Annotated in this window: 22 protein-coding genes; 11 read left to right on the forward strand and 11 right to left on the reverse strand. The window is 65.4% G+C overall.

Annotated features, from left to right (window positions below):
- Positions 1-93: 93 nt before the first annotated feature.
- From QJT78_RS16615 to QJT78_RS16635, 5 genes are read right to left on the reverse strand one after another with little or no spacing between them, the layout of a single operon-like run.
- Complete coding sequence (locus tag QJT78_RS16615; protein WP_028149548.1) at positions 94-1,380, reverse strand: FAD-binding oxidoreductase; 1,287 nt, start codon at positions 1,378-1,380, stop codon at positions 94-96.
- 12 nt (positions 1,381-1,392) lie between these two features.
- Positions 1,393-2,124 (reverse strand): amino acid ABC transporter ATP-binding protein, encoded by a 732-nt coding sequence (locus QJT78_RS16620; protein WP_038942730.1) that lies wholly within the window; start codon positions 2,122-2,124, stop codon positions 1,393-1,395.
- Entirely contained in the window at positions 2,121-2,774 is a 654-nt protein-coding gene (locus tag QJT78_RS16625; protein ID WP_028149546.1) for an amino acid ABC transporter permease, read from the reverse strand. The genes QJT78_RS16620 and QJT78_RS16625 overlap by 4 nt, the downstream gene beginning before the upstream one ends.
- A gap of 26 nt (positions 2,775-2,800) precedes the next feature.
- Entirely contained in the window at positions 2,801-3,565 is a 765-nt protein-coding gene (locus tag QJT78_RS16630) for an ABC transporter substrate-binding protein (protein ID WP_038942731.1), read from the reverse strand.
- A gap of 49 nt (positions 3,566-3,614) precedes the next feature.
- Positions 3,615-3,806 (reverse strand): hypothetical protein, encoded by a 192-nt coding sequence (locus QJT78_RS16635; protein ID WP_162136494.1) that lies wholly within the window; start codon positions 3,804-3,806, stop codon positions 3,615-3,617.
- Here QJT78_RS16635 and QJT78_RS16640 point away from each other — a divergent pair.
- Positions 3,745-4,404 (forward strand): XRE family transcriptional regulator, encoded by a 660-nt coding sequence (locus QJT78_RS16640; protein WP_038942732.1) that lies wholly within the window; start codon positions 3,745-3,747, stop codon positions 4,402-4,404. The genes QJT78_RS16635 and QJT78_RS16640 overlap by 62 nt on opposite strands.
- 156 nt (positions 4,405-4,560) lie before the next feature.
- Here QJT78_RS16640 and QJT78_RS16645 read toward each other — a convergent pair whose 3' ends face one another.
- Positions 4,561-5,826: a D-amino acid dehydrogenase gene (locus QJT78_RS16645; RefSeq protein ID WP_028149543.1), complete on the reverse strand. Its 1,266-nt coding sequence runs from the start codon at positions 5,824-5,826 to the stop codon at positions 4,561-4,563.
- Positions 5,827-5,896: 70 nt separating this feature from the next.
- Positions 5,897-7,225 carry an aspartate aminotransferase family protein gene (locus QJT78_RS16650; RefSeq protein ID WP_049807529.1) on the reverse strand — a complete coding sequence of 443 codons (1,329 nt, stop codon included), beginning with the start codon at positions 7,223-7,225 and terminating at the stop codon, positions 5,897-5,899.
- 144 nt (positions 7,226-7,369) lie between these two features.
- Between QJT78_RS16650 and QJT78_RS16655 the strand changes: the two genes are divergently transcribed.
- Together QJT78_RS16655 and QJT78_RS16660 are read left to right on the forward strand one after the other, a co-directional pair.
- Entirely contained in the window at positions 7,370-7,918 is a 549-nt protein-coding gene (locus tag QJT78_RS16655) for a cupin domain-containing protein (protein WP_014497670.1), read from the forward strand.
- 147 nt (positions 7,919-8,065) lie between these two features.
- Entirely contained in the window at positions 8,066-8,218 is a 153-nt protein-coding gene (locus QJT78_RS16660) for a hypothetical protein (protein WP_193375922.1), read from the forward strand.
- A 43-nt stretch (positions 8,219-8,261) separates the two neighbouring features.
- Here the strand turns inward: QJT78_RS16660 and QJT78_RS16665 are convergent, their stop codons facing one another.
- The 3 genes from QJT78_RS16665 to QJT78_RS16675 are packed head-to-tail and all read right to left on the reverse strand — an operon-like array spanning position 8,262 to position 12,065.
- Entirely contained in the window at positions 8,262-10,523 is a 2,262-nt protein-coding gene (locus QJT78_RS16665; RefSeq protein WP_028149541.1) for a xanthine dehydrogenase family protein molybdopterin-binding subunit, read from the reverse strand.
- Positions 10,516-11,571 (reverse strand): xanthine dehydrogenase family protein subunit M, encoded by a 1,056-nt coding sequence (locus QJT78_RS16670; protein ID WP_028149540.1) that lies wholly within the window; start codon positions 11,569-11,571, stop codon positions 10,516-10,518. The genes QJT78_RS16665 and QJT78_RS16670 overlap by 8 nt, the downstream gene beginning before the upstream one ends.
- Positions 11,568-12,065, reverse strand: coding sequence for a 2Fe-2S iron-sulfur cluster-binding protein (locus QJT78_RS16675; RefSeq protein ID WP_028149539.1), 498 nt, complete (start codon positions 12,063-12,065; stop codon positions 11,568-11,570). The genes QJT78_RS16670 and QJT78_RS16675 overlap by 4 nt, the downstream gene beginning before the upstream one ends.
- Positions 12,066-12,317: 252 nt before the next feature.
- Between QJT78_RS16675 and QJT78_RS16680 the strand changes: the two genes are divergently transcribed.
- A complete protein-coding gene (locus tag QJT78_RS16680; RefSeq protein ID WP_028149538.1) occupies positions 12,318-12,968 on the forward strand; it encodes a TetR/AcrR family transcriptional regulator in 651 nt (216 codons plus the stop codon).
- A gap of 65 nt (positions 12,969-13,033) precedes the next feature.
- Positions 13,034-13,441, forward strand: a complete 408-nt coding sequence (locus tag QJT78_RS16685; RefSeq protein ID WP_028149537.1) for a DUF4864 domain-containing protein — start codon at positions 13,034-13,036, stop codon at positions 13,439-13,441.
- On the opposite strand, the gene QJT78_RS16690 is transcribed toward QJT78_RS16685, so the two are convergent.
- Positions 13,438-14,706, reverse strand: a complete 1,269-nt coding sequence (locus tag QJT78_RS16690) for an MFS transporter (protein WP_212490764.1) — start codon at positions 14,704-14,706, stop codon at positions 13,438-13,440. The two genes, QJT78_RS16685 and QJT78_RS16690, sit on opposite strands and share 4 nt — an antisense overlap.
- Positions 14,707-14,856: 150 nt before the next feature.
- On the opposite strand from QJT78_RS16690, the gene QJT78_RS16695 reads away from it, so the two are divergent.
- The 6 genes from QJT78_RS16695 to QJT78_RS16720 all read left to right on the forward strand — a co-directional run bounded on the left by QJT78_RS16695 (position 14,857) and on the right by QJT78_RS16720 (position 19,241).
- Positions 14,857-15,294, forward strand: coding sequence for a hypothetical protein (locus tag QJT78_RS16695; RefSeq protein ID WP_038942737.1), 438 nt, complete (start codon positions 14,857-14,859; stop codon positions 15,292-15,294).
- Between the two features lie 78 nt (positions 15,295-15,372).
- Complete coding sequence (locus QJT78_RS16700; RefSeq protein WP_028149534.1) at positions 15,373-15,657, forward strand: hypothetical protein; 285 nt, start codon at positions 15,373-15,375, stop codon at positions 15,655-15,657.
- Positions 15,658-15,666: 9 nt separating this feature from the next.
- A complete protein-coding gene (locus QJT78_RS16705) occupies positions 15,667-17,091 on the forward strand; it encodes a TolC family protein (RefSeq protein WP_281460266.1) in 1,425 nt (474 codons plus the stop codon).
- A 13-nt stretch (positions 17,092-17,104) separates the two neighbouring features.
- The gene (locus QJT78_RS16710) at positions 17,105-18,436 is read left to right on the forward strand and encodes a copper oxidase (RefSeq protein ID WP_028149532.1); all 1,332 of its coding nucleotides are present in this window, start codon (positions 17,105-17,107) and stop codon (positions 18,434-18,436) included.
- A 32-nt stretch (positions 18,437-18,468) separates the two neighbouring features.
- A complete protein-coding gene (locus tag QJT78_RS16715) occupies positions 18,469-18,924 on the forward strand; it encodes a cupredoxin family protein (protein WP_028149531.1) in 456 nt (151 codons plus the stop codon).
- A 14-nt stretch (positions 18,925-18,938) separates the two neighbouring features.
- Entirely contained in the window at positions 18,939-19,241 is a 303-nt protein-coding gene (locus QJT78_RS16720) for a copper-binding protein (RefSeq protein WP_028149530.1), read from the forward strand.
- Positions 19,242-19,421: the final 180 nt, after the last annotated feature.

Consider the following 19,421-nt stretch of genomic DNA (forward strand, 5'->3'; position numbering starts at 1 on the left):
GCTGCCCGCCCGGCCTGTGGAAACAGGGCCGCTGCTGAGCCCTATCTGCAAGTCATGCAAGGCGTCGCTCCCGACGGGGCGGCGCCTCCTTCTTCAAACGCCCAGCCGGTCCCGCACCCGGCCCGCGATCACAGCAGTCGTAACCCCCAAGGGCCAGAATGCGTGCATCGGGATCGGCTTGATGCCTGTGACGGGCATGTCGATCTCGGCCTTGGCACCGCCGATCAGCCGGCGCGCGAGCTGCGCGCCCATCGCGGTCGAGAGCGCGACGCCGCGGCCGTTGCAGCCGAGCGAGATCAGGACGCTCTCCACCGGCTCGTGCACATGGGGATAATGATCCTTGGTGATGGCGAGCCGGCTGTTCCAGCCATGGGTCCAGGCGGCGCCCTTGAGCTGCGGCCATAGCCGCTCGGCATAGCGCATGAGATAGGCGACATCGTTGGGCGATTTGATCCAGCGCATCGGGCCGCGGCCGCCCATCAGCAGGCGGTTGTTTTGATCGATGCGATAATAGACCGTGATATGACCGCTCTCGTAGAGCACCGGCCGTGTCGGCATGATCGAGCGGGCGAACGCGTCGGAGAGCGGCGCGGTGGCCGCGATCGAGGAGAATACCGGCACGATGGTGCGGCGGAGCGCCGGCCAGAGATCGTCGGTGAAGCCGTTGGTGGCGAGCAGGACCTTGTCGGCATGCACCACCGCGCGCGGCGTCTCGATGCGCCAGCGCGCGCCGTCGCGATGGAGCGACAGCGCCGGCGTTTCGCCATGGACCTTGGCGCCCGCGGAGATCGCGGCGCGCGCAAGGCCGCGGGCGTAGCTGAGCGGATGCAGATCGCCGCCGCGCGTGTCCAGCATCGCGCCGATGTAGCGCTCCGTGCCGGTCATCTCGCGCAACTGCTCGCGGTTCAGATATTGCACCGGCATGCCGCGGCGGATGCATTGCTGCGCCGTCTTCTCGATCGCGGCAGCGCTGGCCTCATTGTAGGCCGCGCGGAGCGTGCCATTCTGCCGCGCTTCGCAGGGGATCTGGTAACGGCGGATCAGGTCGTGCGTGAAATTGGTCGTGCCGTAGGAGAAGTCGATCATGCGGCGGCCGAGCTCTGCGCCGAAATCGGCCTCGATCTGATCGGGGTCATGCTTCAGGCCGGGATTGGTGTGGCCGCCATTGTTACCCGACGCGCCCCAGCCCGGCTCCTGCGCCTCGAGCACCAGGGCCTCGACACCTTGCTCCGCCAGATGCAAAGCCGTGGACAGGCCAGTGTAGCCGCCGCCGACGATCGCAACGGAGACGGTCTTGTCGACATCGAGCGGCGGCGTGGCAACCGGCGCGACGGCGGTGTCGGCATAGAGCGATGGCGGCAGAGGCAGGCGCGTCGTCATGGCTGAGACCCGTCAGAGCGGATGCAGCACCCGGCGCAAGAAATCCTGCGTGCGTGGGTGCTGGGGGTGATTGAGGACGGCCTTCGCTGCCCCCTGCTCGACGATGACGCCGCCGTCGATGAACAGCACGCGGTCGGCGACGTCGCGGGCAAAGCCCATCTCGTGGGTGACGACGACCATGGTCATGCCGTCATCGGCGAGCTTGCGCATCACGCCGAGCACGTCACCGACCAGCTCGGGATCGAGCGCCGAGGTCGGCTCGTCGAACAGGATCGCCTTTGGCTGCATCGCGAGTGCGCGGGCGATGGCGACGCGCTGCTGCTGGCCGCCGGAGAGCTGCGGCGGATGGGCATCAGCCTTTTCGGCGAGGCCCACCTGACCGAGCAGTGCGCGGCCGCGCTCGAGCACCTGCGCACGCGGCTCCTTCTTTACAAAGAGCGGGCCTTCGACGACGTTTTCCAGCACGGTGCGATGCGGGAACAGGTTGAAGCGCTGGAACACCATCGAGACCTGGGTGCGGACCTTCACGATGGAGGGCGCATCGCGGTCGACCTTCAGTCCCTCGACGTTGATCTCGCCGCGGTCGTAGCTTTCCAGCCCGTTGATACAGCGCAGGATCGTCGACTTGCCGGAGCCCGAGGGGCCAATGATGCAGACCACCTCACCCTTCTGGACGGAGGCCGTGATGCCCTTGAGCACCTCGTTCTGGCCAAAGCTCTTGTGGACGTCGGTGAGCTCGATCATTTCTTGCCCGCCCGCTTCTCGAAGTGACGGACCAGCAGGATCAGCGGGATGCTCATGGTGAGGTACATCAGCGCCACAAGCGTGAACACGTTGGTGTTCTTGAAGGTCGAGGACGCGATCAGCTTGCCCTGAAGGGCAAGCTCGGCGACCGTGATGGTGGAGGCTTGCGACGAATCCTTCAACATCATGATCATGACGTTGCCGTAGGGCGGCAGCACGATGCGCACTGCCTGCGGCAGCACCACGCGGCGCATGGTCAGCCACCAGCCCATGCCGATCGACTGCGCCGCCTCGATCTGGCCCTTGTCGATCGCCTCGATACCCGCGCGGAAATTCTCGGCCTGGTAGGCTGAATAGGCGATGCCGAGCCCGAGGATCGCCGCCTGCAAGGCCGACAGCGTGACGCCGAGATCAGGCATCACGAAATAGAGGTAGAACAACAGCACGATGATCGGGATGCCGCGGATCACGTTGATCAGGCTGGCACTGAGCATCGACAGCACCTTGATGCCCGAGACCCGCATCATCGCCCAGATCAAACCGAGCACCGTCGAGAGCAGCAGCGAGCCGATGGTGACGACGATCGTCAGCACGACACCGCTCATCAGGATCGGGAAGAACTCGACGGCGTCGTGCCAGAAGCCTTTCATCGGACAGCCTTACCAGCCTCTGTCGATCAACCCTGCGCCTTCTGACCCCACTTCTCGAGGATCTTGTCGATGGTGCCGTTGGCCTTCAGCTTCGCGAGCGAGGCATTGATCTTGCCGAGCAGCGCGGCCTCGCCCTTGCGGACGCCGATGCCGACCGAGCCGACGGTGACGGTGACGGGCTTGTAGCCGTCGACGAGACGTACCTCGGGGAAACCGCCCTGCTTCAGATTGTAGGCGAGGATCGGATAGTCAGCGTAGCCGGCCTTGAGGCGACCGGTGTTCACGTCGCGCAGGATGTCCGGGATGGTGTCGTAGACCTTGACGTCGGCGAACAGGCCGGACTTCTTCAGCGCATCGACGAAGGCGGTGCCGACCTGGGCGCCGACCGTCTCGCCCTTCAGATCATCCTGCGTGGCATAGGCCTTGGTGTCGCTCTTCGGGACCACCAGGCCTTCACCGTAGGTGTAGATCGGATCGGAGAAGTCGACGACCTCCTTGCGCGGCGCGGTGATGAACATCGCCGCTGCAATCATGTCGATCTTGCCCGATGTGAGAGACGGGATCAGCGCCGAGAACGCCATCGGCTCGATCTGCACGCTGAGGCCGGCGTCCTTGCCGATCTCGGTGACGAGATCGACCATGATGCCCTGGATCGTGTTGGTCTTGGTGTCGAGGAAGGTGAAGGGAATGCCTGTCGGCGTCGAGCCGACCTTCAGCACCTGCTGCGCCGAAGCCGGCATCACCGCTGCAATCGCGAGCGCCGCGACCGCGGCCAGACCAAAACGCTTCATCGCATCCCCCTTCGGGCTTGGCCGATGTCGGCGCTCGCGCATGTCGTGATCAGACGTTGCGGGCCAAGCCGTTTCGGCCTATTTTCACCAATATGAAAATTTGGTCACACTTTCGCGGGCGATGCAAGCGGTTTTCATGCACATGAAGGAAGCGGTTTGACGTGAGCGGTGGCAAAAGAATGCGCAAACCGGCCGCCGCAAAGCCGGCGAGGACGGTGAAGGCCAGGAAGGTGCCGGTCAAGGCTGTCACCAAGTCGGCCGAGCCCGCGATGGATGTCGCGGTCGGCCGCCGCATCCGCGATCTCCGGCGCGTCAGGCAATTCTCGCTGGAAACGGTGGCCGCGCGCACGAACCTGTCGATCGGCTTTCTGAGCCAGATCGAGCGCGGCCTGTCGTCGCCGTCTCTGCGCGTGCTGGCAACATTGGCCGACGTGCTGGGCGTCGGCATCGCCGCGCTGTTCGGCGCGAGCCCAAGTGCCGACGGCGTATCGGATCAGGTCGTGACGCGCGGGCTGCAGCGCCCCGAGCTGAAGCTCTGGCGCACCGGCGTATCGAAACAATTGCTGAGCCCGGCGAGCGCCGACAACAAGCTCAACCTGTTCCTGGTGCATCTGGAACCGGGTGGCTCCACCGGTGACGAGCTCTACACCCACGACGGCGAAGAGGCCGGCCTGGTGCTCGAAGGCGAGATGATGCTGACGGTGGACAGCGAGACGTGGTCGCTGAAGACGGGCGACAGCTTTCGGTTCGCCAGCCGAAGGCCGCACCGGTTTTCCAATCCGGCCAATGATGCGCGGGCTGTGGTGCTGTGGGTGAATTGCGTGACGGGGGCGGGTTGACTGCTCTCCCTCTCCCCGTTCTTACGGGGAGAGGGTTGGGGTGAGGGGCTCTCTCCACGCAAACGGTCAGAGCGAGCCTCGCGGAGACTCCCCCTCACCCGGAATTTGCTCTCGCAAATTCCGGCCTCTCCCCGCACGCGGGGAGAGGCGAAGAACTCACCCGAACCGATACTTGTACCGGTCCACCGTCAACGCGCTCACATCGACCTCCGGCTTCTTGCTCGACAGCATGTCCGCGAGCACGCGGCCGGAGCCGCAGGACATGGTCCAGCCGAGCGTGCCATGGCCGGTGTTGAGGTGGAGGTTGCCGTACTGGGTCGGGCCGATCACCGGCGGGCCGTCCGGTGTCATCGGACGCAGGCCGCTCCAGAACGTCGCCTTGGAGAGATCGCCGCCGCGCGGGAACAGATCGGTCAGCGAATGATCGAGCGTGGCGCGGCGGGCGTCGTAGAGCTGGCTCGAATAGCCGGAGATCTCGGCAGTGCCGCCGACGCGGATGCGATTGCCGAGGCGGGTGATCGCGACCTTGTAGCTCTCGTCCATCACGGTCGATTCCGGCGCGCCGGAGGCGTCCTTGATCGGCACCGTGATCGAATAGCCCTTCACCGGATAGACCGGCAATGAGATGCCGAGCGGTGCAACGAGCCGCGACGACCAGCTTCCGAGCGCGAGAACGTAGGCGTCGGCCTGCAAGGTGCCCGCACTGGTCACGACACCACTCACGCACGGGCCATCCGTGACGATGCGATCGATGCCGGTGTTGAACATGAAGCGTACACCGAGCGCTTCGGCATGCTTGGCCAGCGCCTGCGTGAACATGTGGCAGTCGCCGGTCTCGTCCTGCGGCAGCCGAAGCCCGCCGGCGAACTTCTCCTTCACGCCGGCGAGCGCCGGCTCGACCGCGATGCAGCCCTCCCGGCTCAACACCTCGAAAGGAACGCCATACTGCTTGAGCACGGCGATGTCCTCGCCCGTCCCGTCAAGCTGCGCCTGGTGGCGGAACAGCTGGAGCGTACCTTGCGAGCGCTCGTCATACTGGATGCCGATGTCGCGGCGCAGGTCGCGCAGGCAATCGCGGCTGTATTCCGCAATCGGGATCATCCGGCTCTTGTTGACCGCGTAACGCGCGCTGGTGCAGTTGCGCAGCATCTTGGAGAGCCAGACCCACATGACAGGGTCAAGCTTCGGCCGGATCACCAGCGGGCCATGCTTCATCAGCAGCCATTTGATCGCCTTCACCGGCACGCCGGGGCCGGCCCAAGGCGACGAATAGCCGGGCGACACCTCGCCCGCGTTGGCGAAAGAGGTCTCCAGCGCCGGCTCGGGCTGACGGTCGACGACCGTCACCTCATGTCCGGCACGCGCAAGGTAGTAGGCAGAGGTGACACCGATGACACCGCTGCCGAGGATCAGAACTTTCACGCTTCGTCAAACTCCCGTGGCATCACGCTCGCCGCTGCAAGGAAACAACTCGCAACGGCGAGAGCAATTATCAGGCCACCCGCTTGATGGCGTCGCCGAGGATCGACACGATGTCGTCGATGTGGCTCTTCTCGACGATCAGCGGCGGCGACAGCGCGAAGCTATCGCCGCTCATGCGGAAGTACAGCCCGCGATTGAAGCAGTCGACCATCACCTCGTAGCCACGCGCACCGACCGTGCCGTCACGCGGCGACAGCTCGACCGCGCCCATCAGGCCGCAATTGCGGATGTCGACGACGTTCGGCAGGCCCTTCAGCGAATGCAGCGCATCGCGCCAGTATTCGGCGATCGACGCACCGCGCGTCAGCAGGCCCTCGTCCTTGTAGATGTCGAGCGTCGCGATGCCGGCGGCGCAGGCGGTCGGATGCGCCGAATAGGTGTAGCCGTGGAACAGCTCCATCTGGTTCTCCGGGCCGACCATCAGGCCGTCGTGAACCTTGCGGCTCGCGAACACCGCGCCGCAGGGAATGGTGCCGTTGGTGATGCCCTTGGCCGTCGTCATCAGGTCCGGCGTGACGCCGAAGAAGTCGGCGGCGAACGGGGTGCCAAGGCGGCCGAAGCCGGTGATGACCTCGTCGAAGATCAGGAGAATGCCGTGCTTCTCGCTGATCTCGCGCAGGCGCTTGAGATAGCCCTTCGGCGGCGGCAGCACCGCGGTCGAGCCCGGCACCGGCTCGACGATGACGGCCGCGATCGTCTCGGCGCCATGCAAGGCCACCAGACGCTCGAGATCGTCGGCGAGCTCGGCGCCATGCTCAGGCTGATCCTTGGCGAAGGCGTTGCGGGTGAGGTCATGGGTGTGGCGGATGTGGTCGACGCCCGGCAGCAGGGTCGCGAAGGCGCGGCGGTTGGCGACCATGCCGCCGACCGAGGTGCCGCCGAAGCCGACGCCGTGATAGCCGCGCTCGCGGCCGATCAGGCGGGTGCGGCTCGCCTGGCCGTTGGCGCGGTGATAGGCGAGCGCGATCTTCAGCGCGGTGTCGACCGACTCGGAGCCGGAGTTGGTGAAGAAGACGCGGTCGAGGCCCTTCGGCGCGATCTCGGCCAGACGCTCGGCGAAGTCGAATGCCAGCGGATGGCCCATCTGGAACGACGGAGCGAAGTCCAGCGTCATCAGCTGCCGCTCGACCGCGGCGGCGATCTGCTTGCGGCCGTGGCCGGCATTGACGCACCAGAGGCCGGCGGAGCCGTCGATCACCTTGCGGCCGTCGACGGTGGTGTAGTGCATGCCCTCAGCCGAGGAGAACAGGCGCGGCGCCTTCTTGAACTGACGGTTGGCCGTGAACGGCATCCAGAACGAGTCGGTCTTGATAGTGTTCGGAATCTGATGAAGGGTCACGGGCCACGCTCCTTTGCTGACCGGATAGCAGAGGCACGGGAAGCGCAACAAGTCCTTTTCTGGTCACCTGCAAGCCATTGATTTCACTGGGGCTGCCGGTCCATATTTGCGCGATCCGCAACACCTGCAACAGGGACCAGGGGCATGAGCGTCGACATCGGTGGACGGCTGCGATTCATCCGGGCGCACCACAAGCTGTCGCAGCGCGAGCTCGCCAAGCGCGCTGGGGTCACCAATTCGACGATCTCGCTGATCGAATCCAACCAAATGAATCCGTCGGTCGGCGCGCTCAAGCGCATCCTCGACGGCATCCCGATGGGGCTCGCCGAGTTCTTCGCGCTGGAGCCGGAGTCGCGGCGCAAGATCTTCTACCGCGCCGAGGAGCTGACCGAGGTCGGCAAGAAGCCGATCTCGTATCGCCAGATCGGCGACAATCTGTTCGGGCGCAGCCTGCAGATTTTGAAAGAGCGTTACGAGCCCGGCAGCGACACCGGGCGCGTGCACCTCGTCCATGACGGCGAGGAAGGCGGCATCGTGATCTCGGGCAAGCTCGAAGTCACCGTCGAGGACGAGCGCCGCATCCTCAATCCCGGCGATGCCTATTATTTCGAGAGCCGTCGCCCGCATCGCTTCCGCTGCGTCGGCGGCAAGCCGTGCGAAGTGATCTCGGCCTGCACGCCGCCGACGTTTTGAGGCGCATCGACATTATCCGGAATCTTACGGAGTGCCCCGGTATCTTACGGACCTTGAGGCATCTCAATTTCCGCGCGTCGATCCTCTATATGTTGCGAACCCAAGCCGAGGAAACATTCCGGCGCCGCTTCATAACTGGGCTCGAAGATGAAGATCACGCTCGCCAATGCAGAGGCTGCGCTCGATGAAGTGCAGCGCGACACCGACAAGCTCCATTCGCAGGAGCTGCGTAAGGTTATTGCCGACTACATCGAGACGCAACGAGAAGCGCTGAAGGCGCTCCGCAAGAAACTGCACTAGCAGGACGCGGCGGAACGAGAAGATCTCGTCCCGCCTTTTTGCCTCAACGCTGCGTCAACAACTCCTCGATCTTGATCGGAAAGCGGCGGACGCGCACGCCGGTCGCATGCCACACCGCATTGGCGACCGCGCCGGCGCTGCCGGTGATGCCGATCTCCCCGACGCCCTTGATGCCGAGCGCATTCACATGCGGATCGTGCTCCTCGACCGTGATCACGTCGAGCGGCGGCACGTCGGCATTCACCGGGATGTGGTACTCGCCGAGATTGGCATTCATGATCCGGCCGCTGCGGCGGTCGGTGATGGCTTCCTCATGCAGCGCGAAGGACATGCCCCAGATCATGCCGCCGAACAGCTGGCTCTTCACCAGATGCGGATTGACGATGCGCCCGGCCGCGAACGCGCCGACCATGCGGGTGACACGGATCTGGCCAAGCTCCGGATCGACCTTCACCTCCGCGAATACCGCACCGTGGGCATGCATCGCATATTCCTCCATCGCGGCCGGGTTCGGCGCGCCCGTGCCGCGGGCCTCGACCTCGGCGACGCCCGCACGCGCGAGGATCTCGACGTAGCTCTCGCCGCGGGTCTCGTCATCGCGCCGGATCAGCCTGCCATCGCGCGCGATCACGCCGGCATTGCCGGCGCCAAACAGCGGCGAGCGCTCGTCGTTGGTGGCGAGATCGGCGAGTTTTGCGACGACGGCCGCACCGGCACTGTGGATCGCAGCACCCGCGGTCGCGGTGTGCGCCGAACCACCGGCAATGCCCGCGTCGGGCAGGTCGGATGAACCGGCCTTGAACTCGACACGGTCGATGTCGAGACCGAGTTCATCGGCCGCGATCTGCGCGAGCGCCGTCCAGGCACCCTGCCCCATATCATGGGCGCCGATTTCCATCGCGCCGGAGCCGTCGCGGCGGAGCACTGCGCGCGCTTCGGCCTGAAACATCAGCGCCGGGAAAGTCGCCGTGCCCATGCCCCAGCCGACGAGGAGACCTGCATCGTCGCGCATCTGCCGCGGCTGGAGCGAACGCTTCGACCAGCCGAACCGCGCCGCGCCCTGCTCGTAGCAGGCCCGCAGCGCCTTCGAGGAGAACGGTTTGCCCGTGATCGGCTCGACCTCGGCATAGTTCTTCAGGCGGAAGGCGAGCGGATCGACGCCGCAGGCCCAAGCCATTTCGTCGATCGCGCTTTCGAGCGCGATCGAGCCGGTAGCCTCGCCGGGCGCACGCATGAACAGCGGTGTACCGGTGTTGACGCGCACGGCATCATGCGAGGTGCGGATCGACGGGCTGGCATAGAGTGTATGCGAGGCGTCCGCCGCGGGCTCGTAGAAATCGTCAAACGTGCTCGACACGGTCCGGGCGTGATGATCGAGCGCAGTCAGGCGCCCTTCGCCGTCCGTGCCGATGCGCAGCCGCTGACGCGTCGGTGCGCGGTGACCGACCGGGCCGTACATCTGCTCACGGCGCAGTACCAGCTTGACCGGCTTGCCGACCAGCTTTGCCGCCATGATGCCGAGGACCGGCGGACCAGCCATCAGCCCCTTCGAACCAAAGCCACCGCCGAGGAACGGGCTGCGGATGTGGATCTTGTCATGCGCAATGCCGAACAACTCTGCCACGCGCGCAAGCGACAGCATCAGACCCTGCGTGGGCATGTCGATCTGCAAATTGTCGCGATCCCATGACGCGACGATCGCATGCGGCTCCATGGCGTTGTGATATTGCGGCGGCGTCTCATAAATCGCGTCGATCTGCTTCTCGGCCACGGCAAGACCCGCCTCGACATCGCCGAGGTGATTTTCGGTGGGGTTGCCGACGCCCACGACCGGCGGCACGTAACTCTCGCCGGCATCGAGACCAACCAGCGCGGGCAGCGTTTCGTAGCGCGGCGCCAGCAGCACCGTGCCTTCCGTCGCGGCCTCCAGCGTCTCGGCGATCACGACGGCGATGGGCTGGTTGGCGTAGCGGACCTCGTCGCTTTGCAGGACTTCCATCCGGAACACGAACGGATTGGTCTTGATCTCCGGATCGATCGCGAGCTGCGGCTTGTGGTCCGGTGTCATGACGTCGACGACGCCGGGATGGCGTTTTGCGGCGGCGACATCGAGCGAGGTGACGCGGCCGCGCGCGATGCTGGCGACGGCCATCACCGCAAACAACATGCCGGGCGGATGGTTGTCGGCGGCATAGGTCGCCTGCCCCTTGACCTTGAGGACGCCGTCGCGCCGGGTCAGCGGTTGGCCGATGTTCGAGCCGTGGCGCAGATGGGCGGGAGAGCTGGATAGATTAAGCTCAGGCATGGATGGCTCCGGACGTCGAGGCAAAGGGAGAGGCCGGCAGCGCGGGAATACGCGCGGGCGTACCGGCGGCGGCAAGGGTCAGCGCGCGCACGACGATGCGGCGTGCGAGCTCGATCTTGAAGGCGTTGTCGCCGGACGGTTTTGCGTCGGTGAGCGCGCGCCAGGCCGCTTCCTGGAAGGCATCTGCCGTGGGCGTAACGCCCTTGAGCACGTCTTCCGCGGCACGAGCGCGCCAGGGCTTTGCGGCGACGCCGCCGAGCGCCAGCCGCGCCTCCGCGACCTTGCCGTTCTCGATCCGCAACGTAGCCGCGGCCGAGACCACGGCGAACGCGTAGGACGTGCGCTCACGAACCTTGAGGTAGCGCGCATGCGCGGCGAAGCCGCGCGCCGCCGGCGGCAGCCGCACCGCGACGATGAGGTCGCCGGGTTCGAGCGCCGATTCACGCTCGGGCGTATGGCCCGGCAGGCGATGCAGCGCGTCGAGCGCGATCTCTCGGCGGCCGTTCCTGCCCTCGATCTCGACGACGGCGTCAAGCGCGACCAGCGGTACGCAGAAGTCCGACGGATGCGTGGCGATACAGCTCTCGCTCCAACCGAGCACGGCATGGGTGCGGTTCTCGCCCTCACGGGCGTCGCAGCCAGAGCCAGCCTCGCGCTTGTTGCAGTGGCTGGCGGTGTCGTAGAAATAGGCGCAACGCGTCCGTTGCAGCAGATTGCCGCCGACGGTCGCGGCATTGCGCAGTTGCGCGGACGCACCGGACAGCAGCGCCTCGGCAACGGCCGGGTAGGACTTCGCGAAGTTTGCGTCATGCGCGAGATCGGCGTTGCCCACCAGCGCGCCGATGCGCAACGATCCGTCAGCGAGAGTCTCGATCTGATCGAGTCCATCGAGATGCGTGACATCGACCAGCCGATCCGGTCGGCTGACGCCGCCCTTCATCAGATCGAGCAGATTAGTGCCGGCGGCGAGATAAACAGCGCCCGGCTGGGCGGCCGCCGCAACGGCCTCGGCCACTGTGGCCGGCCTGATATAATCGAACGGTTTCATGCGGAGCGCCTCTGATTGGATTCGTCCGTGCCGGCCTGGGCTTCCAGCACGGCATCGACGATGCCAGCATAGGCGCCGCAGCGGCAGAGATTGCCGCTCATGCATTCGCGGATGCGCTCGGGATCGTTGCCGGCCTGGGCTTCTTGCATCATGCCGATCGCGCTCATGATCTGGCCGGGCGTGCAGAAGCCGCACTGAAAGCCGTCATGGGCTATGAAGGCCGCCTGCACGGGATGAAGCTGGTCGCCGCGCGCCACGCCTTCGATGGTGAGGATGTCGGCGCCATCATGGCTGATGGCGAGAGCGAGGCAGGAGTTGATGCGCCTGCCGTCGACGAGAATGGTGCAGGCGCCGCACTGGCCGCGATCGCATCCCTTCTTGGTTCCGGTCAGATGGAGGCGCTCACGCAGGAGATCGAGCAGCGTGACGCGCGGATCGTCGAGGACGAAGTCGCGCCGCGCACCGTTCACGGTGAGGCTGATGGAGTGGTTCATACAAGGCTCCGATCAGATATGGACATGAGTCATCACTCAGCGCGCCACCTCCGTGGCCGCTGCCGATATGCGTTGGCCAGGCGGAACCCGGCCAACATCTCAAGGAAGATACGGAGGCACCCTCCGCTTAACAAGGGCCGCCGAAAAATATTTGGAATTCGTCAAAAGCCCATGCGCAGACAACGCGATGCAGCCTTGCAAGGGTTCATTGCGAGGGTTCAATCTAACCAATTCGTGATCTACATTACCGCCATGGACGACCAGACTGACCAGATTCGGAAGCCCCGCGCCGACGCCGTGCGCAATCGCGAGCGCGTGCTCGAGGCTGCGAAGGTCGTCTTCAATGCAGGCGGTCCTGAGGCGAGCCTGGAAGCGGTGGCAAAACGCGCCGGCGTCGGCATCGGCACGCTCTATCGGCATTTCCCGACTCGCGAGGATTTGTTCGAGGCGGTGTACCGGCGTGAGGTCGAGCAGCTCAGCGAGCTCGCCGAGCAGCTGAAAACCGCGAAGGACCCGGTCGATGCGCTACGGCGCTGGCTGCGGTCCAATGTCGAATTCGTGGCCACAAAAAAGGGCATGTCGGCCGCGCTGGCACTGACGTTCCAGAGTTCCTCAGAGCTGGCGGCGTTCTCGATGGACCGGCTGACCAAGGCGATCGGCTCGCTGCTCGATCGCGCGGTCGCGGCCGGCCAGATGCGCGGCGATGTCAGCCCGGAGGACCTGCTGCGCACGCTCGTCGGGATGTGCTACATGCACGACCAGCCCGGCTGGCAATCCTCGGTGCTGCGCATGCTCGACGTGTTCGTGGACGGGCTGCGCGTGCAGCCGGCCGGCAAGTCAGGCACCAAGACCAAGGCGCGTGCCGCCAAGCCTACGAAGCCGGCGGTGAAACGGAAGCGATAGCACGCCGTATTTCCCATGGGGCGTGCTAGGATTGGCATCGCCGGGATTTCAACGCGGAGCCTTTCATGCGCATCGCCGCCTTGCTCGTCGCCCTTGTGATTATCCTTGGTGCCGCTCCAGCACGCGCCGCCGACGTCACGGCGGCACAGGGCGTCATCCGTGCCCAGGAGCAGGCCTTTGCGCGCGACGATGCGGCCGCGGCCTATTCCCACGCCGCGCCGGCGATCAGGGAAATCTTCCCCGCCCCTGATATCTTCATGTCCATGGTGCAAAACGGCTACGCGCCGGTCTACCGGCACAGGAGCTTTGAGTTTGGCGAGAGCAAGAGCGAAGGCAACTGGGTCTCCCAGCACGTCCACATCGTCGACGCCAATGGCGAAGCCTGGGAGGCGCTCTACACGCTCGAGCAGCAGCCCGACGGCAGCTACAAGATCACCGGCTGCTCGCTGTTGAAGGTGGGACGCGAGGCTTAGGTTGCAAAACCCGGTTCGGTCTTGACCGCGTTCATCCGCGAGCGGATCAGCAGCGTCAGCACGATGCCGACGTTGAGGGCATTCCACGCCACACCGTTCGCGAACGCCGCAGCGTAGGAGCCCGTCGCGTCGAAGATGACGCCCGACACCCAGCCGCCGAAGGACATGCCGAACACCGAGGCGAAGATCACGATGCCGACGCGGGTTGCGGCCTCGCTCGCCGGCATTGCCTCGCGCACGATGATGGCGTAGCTCGGCACGATGCCGCCCTGAAACAGGCCGAACATCGCGGAGATCAGATAGAGCGAAGTCAGGCTGTCGAAGAACAGATAGAACACCAGCGCAAAGCCCTGCGCCAGCGATCCGACCAGCAGCGTGCGGATGCCGCCGATCTTGTCGGCGAGGTAACCCGAGCCGATGCGGCTGACGATGCCGCAGGCCATCATCAGCGACAGCATCTCGGCGCCGCGCGCCACGCCGTAACCGAGATCGCCGCAATAGGCGACGATGTGCACCTGCGGCATCGCCATGGCGACGCAGCAGGAGATGCTGGCGATCGAGAGCAGCACGGTCAGCGTATTGGTCGAAAGCTTGAGATCGACCTGCGGCGGCCGCGCATTGGCGTGATTGCGGACCTTGTCGTCGCCCATCTGCGCGCGCAGGACCGGCACCAGGATCGTCATCAAGACCACGCAAACGAGGGCGATGCCGACGATATGCGTGGTGCGCCAGCCGATCGTCTGTATGCCTTCGCTGATGAGCGGCGGCCACATCGTGCCCGCGACGTAATTGCCGCTCGCGACGATGGTCACGGCAAGTCCGCGATAGCGCTCGAACCAGTGCGAGGCCTCCGCCATCAGCGGCGCGAAGGTCGCCGAGGTGCCGAGCCCGATCAGGAAATAGGCCGCGACGAACTGCCAGAGCTGGGTCGAGAGCCCCGCCAGCACGTTGGCAACGCCGATGAAAGCGATGCTGATCGCCATCGCCGGCACGATGCCGAACTTGTCGGTGATCTTGCCGGCGATCACGCCGCCGAGGCCGAAGCCGAACATCATCAGTGTGAAGGCCAGCGACACCGCTGCGCGCGTGGCGGCGAACTCGGCCTGCACGACGGGAATCACCACGACGACGGCCCACATGCCGACACCACCGATCGAACCGATCAGCAGCGCAAGCAACAGCCGCACCCAAGCCTGACGCGAATCAGGGGTGAATGAGGCCGGTCTCTGTCCTGGAAGATTTGGCGCGTGCACGGGCCGGACCATGTTCGCTGATCGCCGCGCGGTCAAGCATCGTGCCGCGATATTGGGCATGCGCGGTGCACTGCGGTAAGAAGATGCTTGGCGAGGCCGCGCTTTGCCATTAGTTTGCAATCTGCGTGTGCAACATTGCCGCGCGAGGAGCCTATCGGCGGAATGCTGTTGCGATTGACGCGATCGATGCGGATCAGGGTGGGGCGGATCATCGCCCTCGCCTATCTGTTCTGCGTGCTCGCGCCGGCAGCAGCCCTCGCCTGGGGCAGCGGCCCGGCGCCGTGCCTCGACGACGCACTCCTCGCCGATCTCGTGCCGGTGCATCACCAGATGCAGGCCGGCCACGTGCATGACGGTGTGTCGCATGACCACGCAGGCATGCGCGGGCATGACCAGGCTGCCGCACAGGATGCGCCCGCCCAACATCACCATGACGGCAAGGCCGGCCCGTGCTGCGCGATGATGTGCGTGAGCGCCCTGCCGGCCGACCTGCCCGGCGTCGCCAAGCCGCTGCAGCCGATCTCCGCCTGCGCGCCCGAGATCGTGGCCAGCCTGCACAGCGCGGCGCCGCCTCAGCACTACCGCCCTCCCATCGCCTGATCTGACGCGACGACGTCAGGGCTGCACGCGCGTCCGCGCGCGCGAACCTGTGGTCTTACGACAGATCAGGAATGACTCATGCTTACGCTTTCCGGGGCGAAGTTCGCCGCCGCATCCGCGGCGCGTGGACGACACTTTTCATTGAAATGGCCGCTGCTGGCCGCAACCGCATTGATGTTGTCCGGCTGCATGCCCGCAACTGTGCCCGTGGCCGGTGCCGATCCGGCCGATCCAGCGGCGAAGGTCGCGCGCGTCGGCTATCGCTCGACGATTGCGCCCTACACCAGCCTGCGACCTGCGGCGCCGGCACCATGGCGCGACCGCAACGACGCTGTCGCACCGCAGCCGAAGCAAGACCGGTAGGGGCGCGCCATGACGCATCATTTTGCGCGGGGCCTGCTCGTGCTCACTGCGCTGGGACTCTCCGGCTGCATGGCATTCTCGCCGGACGGAGGCATGACGACGGTCTCGGACCTCACCAGCCAGACCATCAACAAGGACGTCGCCTTCGTGCGAACGGCCGAAGGCGCGGAGGCCGTCAACGCGACCGTCCGCCGCTTGCTGGCACGCACGTTGACCGCCGAGACGGCCGTGCAGATCGCGCTGCTCAACAACAATGGACTGCAAGCCGCTTACAACGAGCTGGCGCTGGCCGAGACCGAACTCGTCGAGCAGACCCTGCCGCCCAATCCCGTGTTCTCGATCTCGCGAATCTCAGGTAATGGCGCGAGCGAGATAGAGCGTCAGGTAGTCGGCGACATCCTCGCGCTGGCCACGCTGCCGTTCCGCTCCGACATCGCCCGCGACCGATTTCGTCAGGCCCAATTGCGTGCGGCGTTGGCGACGCTGCGGCTGGCCGCCGATGTCCGGCGCGCCTATGTCCGCGCAGTCGCCGGCAACGACATCGTGGCGCTGCTCACCGACGCGAAGGCGACGGCGGAATCGACGGCGCAGCTCGCGGTCAAACTCGGCGAGACCGGCTCGATCAACAAGCTCGATCAGGCCCGCGAGCAGGTGTTTTACGCCGAGACCACGGCCGACCTCGCTTCCGCGCGGCAGGCGGCAACGAGCGCGCGCGAAAGGCTCGCGCGCCTGATGGGGTTGTGGGACGGCGGCCTCGACTTCCGTCTGCCCGATCAACTGCCGCCGCTGCCGCGCCGGCCGCAGGCACTGCCCTCGATCGAGATCAATGCGGTGGCCCATCGCATCGATCTTCAGATCGCGCGGCTGGAGCTGACGGCGCTGGCAAAGTCACTCAACCTCACCGAGGCGACGCGCTTTGTCACGTTACTCGACCTCGCCGGCATCTCCCGCCGCACCCAGGATCCCGAGGGCCCGCCGTTCCGCGAACGCGGTTTGGACGTGCAGTTCCAGATCCCGATCTTCGACGGCGGCGAGGTGCGGGTGCGGCAGGCGGCGGAGACCTACAATCTCGCCTTCAACCGCCTGACCGAGCGCGCCGTCAACGTCCGCTCCGAGGCTCGCGATGCTTATCGCGTCTATCGCTCCAGCTACGACATCGCGAGCCACTACCAGCGCGAGATCCTGCCCTTGCGAAAAATCATCACCGAGGAGATGCAGCTGCGCTTCTCCAGCATGCAGGTCGATATTTTCGCGCTGCTCACCGAAGCGCGGCAGCGCCTGGCATCGCTGCGCGGCGCGATCGATGCGAAGCAAAAATTCTTCCTCGCCCAATCCGACCTCCAGACCGCCGTCAATGGCGGCGGCGCACCTGCGTCTGGCGGCGACACTTCAACCACCATCGCCGCGGCAGCGCCTGCCGATGGCGGTCACTGAGATGGAGGCCAACATGTATTCCCGCCGAGGATTTCTGGGCACCGCCGCGCTCGCCAGCGCGTCGGCCATCAGCGGCCGTGTGCAGGCCGCGTCCATTCCGGAAGCGCCTCACATGGACAAGGTGGTGATGCAGCCTCCGCTGCATCCGATCAGCGGCCCCGACTATCGCCCCGTGGTCACGCTGAACGGCTGGTCACTGCCGTTCCGCATGAACGGCGACTGGAAGGAATTCCACCTCGTCGCCGAACCCGTGGTGCGCGAGTTCGCCGAAGGCATGAAAGTGAATCTGTGGGGCTACAACGGCCAGTCGCCGGGCCCGACCATCGAGGCTGTTGAAGGCGACAAGATCCGCGTCTTCGTCACCAACCGACTGCCCGAATACACCACCGTGCACTGGCACGGCATGATCCTCCCCAGCGGCATGGACGGTGTCGGCGGGCTGACGCAGCCGCACATCCAGCCGGGAAAAACCTTCGTCTACGAGTTCGAGATGAAGAAGAGCGGGACCTTCATGTACCACCCGCATTCCGACGAGATGGTGCAGATGGCGATGGGCATGATGGGCATGGTCGTCGTGCATCCGCGCGACCCGAACTTTCGTCCCGTCGACCGCGACTTCGTCTTCGTGATGAGCACCTATCGCGTCGATCCCGGCACATACCTGCCGCAGGTCAACGAGATGACCGACTTCAACATGTGGACCTGGAATTCGCGGGTGTTTCCCGGCATCGATCCCTTGCCGGTCAGGCTCGGCGACAAGGTGCGCGTGCGCATCGGCAATCTCAGCATGACCAACCATCCGATTCATCTGCACGGCCACAGCTTTGCTGTGACCTGCACCGATGGCGGCTGGATTCCAGAGAGCGCGCAATATCCGGAGACGACCACCGACGTACCGGTCGGCGCGGTGCGCGTGTTCGACGTGCTCGCCGACAATCCCGGCGACTGGGCGTTCCACTGCCACAAGTCGCACCACACCATGAACGCGATGGGGCACGAGGTGCGCAACCTGATCGGCGTGTCTCGCAAGGATCTCGCCAAGGCGGTCGGCAAGCTCGCGCCTGACAGCATGGCGATGGGCTCGACCGGCATGGCGATGGGCAACATGGAGATGCCCGCGCCCGACAACACGCTGCCGATGATGACCGGCACCGGTCAGTTCGGGCCGATCGAGATGGGCGGCATGTTCACGGTGATGAAGATCCGCGAGGACCTCGCGCGCGACGATTATCGGGATCCCGGCCCCTACCAATTCCCGCGAGGCACCGTCGCCTATGAGGTCACGCCGCCGGCCACAGAGCCGGCGCGGCAGCAAGGCGCGCCGATCAAGAACATGAAGATGTGAGCGTTTCGATGAACCACCAACCGGAGAACAAGATGAAGAAGACGATCAAACTCGGACTTGCGCTGGCTGCGCTTTCGACCGCGCCGGCGTTTGCCCACGACCAGCACGGGCACGGGACCTTTTCGGCCGGCGAGCCCGGCGATCCCAGGAAGCCCGCGCGCACGATCGAGATCCTGCTGAACGAGATGGACTACGCGCCCGCCAGGATCGAGGTCAAACGCGGCGAGCAGATTCGTTTCGTGCTGCGCAACGTCGGCAAGGAGGACCATGAATTCCTGCTCGCCACGACGAAGGAGAATCTCGCGCATGCCGTGGAGATGAAGAAGCATCCGCACATGGAGCACGACGATCCCAACGGCGTCAGGCTCGCACCGAACAAGACGGCCGAGATCCTCTGGAAGTTCAGCAAGGCCGGCACGTTCGAATTTTCCTGCCTGATTCCCGACCACCGCGACTACGGCATGGTCGGCCACGTCACCGTGAAGTAACAAGGAAGACTCCCATGAACCGCACCATCCGTATCGCTGCAGCGCTGGCGCTGACCGTCGGCCTTGCCGCCGAAGCCCTCGCGGCCCAGGGCGCCGCGATCAGCGGCGAGATCAAGAAGATCGACGAGGGCGCCGGCAAGATCACGCTCAAACACGGACCGGCGAAAAGCCTCGGCATGGATGAGCCCATGACCATGGTCTATCGCGTCAAGGACCCCGCTTTGCTCAAGCAGGTGAAGGTCGGCGACAAGGTGACCTTCGAGGCCGAGGAGGCGGCTTCGGGGTACACGGTGACGACGATGCAGAAGGCGAAGTAGGGCTACGTCCTCCGCAGCTGATTTCGGCGCCAAACGCTTCCACAACGTCATGGCCGGGGCTCGTCCCGGCCATCCACGGCTTCGGCCGCGCAGGCGGGACAAGCCCGGGCATGACGACTTCGTCCTGCCAGGTGCTCGAAACACCCCGGTCTGACCTCCTGCCGCACCCTCCGTTAACCC

Source organism: Bradyrhizobium sp. Mp27 (genome assembly GCF_029953005.1).
In the GTDB taxonomy this organism is placed as follows: Bacteria; Pseudomonadota; Alphaproteobacteria; order Rhizobiales; family Xanthobacteraceae; genus Bradyrhizobium; species Bradyrhizobium barranii.